Genomic DNA, 2,812 nt, shown 5'->3' on the forward strand with positions numbered 1-2,812 from the left:
CGCGAAATTTCCGGATCTCGATCTGGTGCTGATCGAATCCGGCGGCGACAATCTTGCCGCGACCTTTTCGCCCGAACTGGCGGACCTTACGATCTATGTCATCGACGTCGCGGCGGGTGACAAGATCCCATCGAAAGGGGGTCCGGGCATCACCCGCTCCGACCTGCTTGTCATCAACAAGATCGATCTGGCGCCGCATGTCGGGGCCTCGCTGGAGAAGATGGAAACCGATGCGCGGCGAATGCGCGGCGAACGGCCGTTCGTCATGACCAATCTCAGGAAGAGCGAGGGCCTGGATCGCATTGTCGGTTTCATCGAGGCCAAGGGCGGCCTCGGTCCGGCCGTGCCAATCAAGGCAGGTTGACCATTCGTTAACGTTTTGACCGGACGGCGCGCGTGACGGGGAAAACAATCCCGCCGTCGGACGGAACAAAAGTCCGGCGACCGGAATTGTTACGCTCCGGCTTCGCGAACATGGCGCTTGAGCGTGTCCTGTTCACGTTTGTCGCCCACTGCAGTTGCGTACCGAGGATCGCTCCTACATTATGTCGGATGGTCGGCCTTCATCCTGCATCGGTTTGTTGCCGACCTGGCGAATGGCACATGTTGATCCATTTGTTCGCCCATCCCTGATTTCCGAGTAAGCGAGTGGTTCGGCTGGGCTTCATCATCGGCTTTATCGCGCTCATCGGAGTTTTGCTCTCCGGTTTTGCGGCCTATCGCGTTCATGAACAGGAGTTGACGCTTGACGGCATCGCTATGGCGCGCGCGATCGATGTCCAGGCCAGTCTGGTCCAGGACCGGCTGACCGAGCGCGAACTGCTTGCCCGAGTCTCATCGGGGCTGTTTCATGCGCCGTCCGTGATCAAGGCCAATATGCTGCAGCCGCTGCGTGCGTCGATCTACGCGTTCAAGACCGACTTCGTCGTCGCGGGCTGGATCGCGCGGCTCCAGCCGGGCGAACTGGACGCGGCGCATAACGAGCTGGCCAGTGCGGGGTTTTCCGATCCGACCATCCGCAGCTTCGACGATCAGCCGCTCGATGCGAAGTCGACTGACAAGCCGATCGATGTGCTGATGGACGTAGAACCCCGCAATGCCGAGACCATGGCGATCACCGGCCGCTCGGCTGATCAGAGCCCGATCCTGGGGCCGATGCTGGCGCAGGCGATGGCCAGCGGCAAGCCCCTCGCATCCGATCCGTTCCCGCTGCTGCGCCCGGACGGCCCGATCGGTCTTGTTCTCGCCGCGCCCGTTCTGCAGGACGGCGGCCCGCCGGCCGGTTTCGTGACCTTTTCTTATGAGCTGGCGTCACTGATGCTGGTGAATGACGATCTCTCGCTGTTTTCGGTCGCGCTGAAGGATCCACGTCACGCCAACAGCGAACTGATTGCGAACGATCGCGGCGTGGTAACGCGAAGGACCCTGGGCCCGGATGCGGCCGCGCCGTCGATGACGAGAACCGTTACCTTTGGCAGCCGCGACTGGTCGCTTGCTTATTATCCCAAAACCAACGCCGTAAGGCGCGCGGAGCTGACGGCGGCGATCGTGGCGGCCATCGGCCTGGCGCTCACCGGAATCGTCTGCGGACTGTTCGGATATGTCGCCTACAATAACCTGCGGCTCAGCCGCGAAATCCAGGTGCGAATCGGATTCGAGCGACGATTGACCGCGGTGATCGACGAGCTCAATCACCGGGTCAAGAACATCCTCGCAGTGATCCAGTCGATCGTGACGCGCACGCTTCGCCACGGCTCGGATATCGACGTCGCCCGCGAACTGCTGATCGGCCGGATCCATGCCATGTCGAACGTGGTCTCGCTGCTCAGCGAAAGCCAGTGGCAGGGCGTGAAACTGAAGGGACTTTTCGAGGCGCGCGCGATCCCCCACGCCGAGCGCATCGCGGTGAGCGGGCCCGATATTTCCGTGAGCGCGCGGGCCGCGCAAAGTCTGTCGCTGCTGTTCTTCGAGCTGGCGTCGCATTCCGACGAGGGGCTTTCCCTGGTCGGCAAGCACCCGCACATTGTCGCCCAATGGGAAGTGACCGACGAGGATTCCGGCAACACCTTTCATTTCCGCTGGGAAGAGTTCAACACCAGCGCCGCGACCCGCCGTGAGGACAGTGATTTCGGCGTCATCCTGCTTGACCGCGTCGCACCGGAAGCGCTCGGAGGCGTATCCAAGCGGTATTTCACCGATGTGAGCTATGTCTACGAGTTGACGGCGCCGATGGAAACCGTGATCGACATGACCGAACGCGACCGCACCGAACAACTTGCCGCCCCGCTGAAGCCGGCCCGCTGACGCATCGCGGAACGACCTTTTCGTCATGGGCCAGGCTTGTCCGGGCTTGTCCCGTGCCATCCGCGATCCACCACTGTCATTCCGGGATGCGCCGCGTGGCGCAGGCCCGGAATCCATAACCACGATCGGGAGTATGATTCCGGGCTCGCGCCAAGATAAGAGGCGCGCCCGGGAATGACGAAGGAGGGCTCGCAATAGCGTTCTTGGGCGAAAGGGGATGCCGTGACAAGCCCGGGGCATGACGAGCCCACGATTCCATCGGCTCGATTGCGAGTTCGGCTCTTGAGTTTGGCGCGAAGCGCCGTCTCGAAAGATGAAACTTAGCCGCCGCTGCCGCCGATCACGGCACGCACCGTTTCATCGGGCCCGAAATCCTCGGCGCCATCGACATACAGCAGCGCGCTCAGTTTCGATCGGGCCCGGTTGACGCGGCTCTTGATGGTACCGACCGCACAGCCGCAGATCGCCGCCGCGTCCTCATAGGAAAAGCCCGAGGCGCCCACCAGAA

Annotated in this window: 3 protein-coding genes; 2 read left to right on the forward strand and 1 reads right to left on the reverse strand. The window is 62.3% G+C overall.

Going from position 1 to position 2,812, the window contains the following annotated elements; translation table 11 throughout:
• The coding region (locus WB528_RS28360) for a GTP-binding protein (protein WP_423892774.1) at positions 1–364 on the forward strand (364 nt) is incomplete at its 5' end.
• 284 nt (positions 365–648) lie between these two features.
• Positions 649–2,304: an HWE histidine kinase domain-containing protein gene (locus tag WB528_RS28365; RefSeq protein WP_423892776.1), complete on the forward strand. Its 1,656-nt coding sequence runs from the start codon at positions 649–651 to the stop codon at positions 2,302–2,304.
• A 320-nt stretch (positions 2,305–2,624) separates the two neighbouring features.
• Here WB528_RS28365 and WB528_RS28370 read toward each other — a convergent pair.
• Positions 2,625–2,812 (reverse strand): sigma factor-like helix-turn-helix DNA-binding protein (locus WB528_RS28370; protein ID WP_423892778.1); only part of this gene is annotated, 188 nt, incomplete at its 5' end.

The organism is Bradyrhizobium sp., assembly GCF_049586575.1.
Classification (GTDB): Bacteria; Pseudomonadota; Alphaproteobacteria; order Rhizobiales; family Xanthobacteraceae; genus Bradyrhizobium.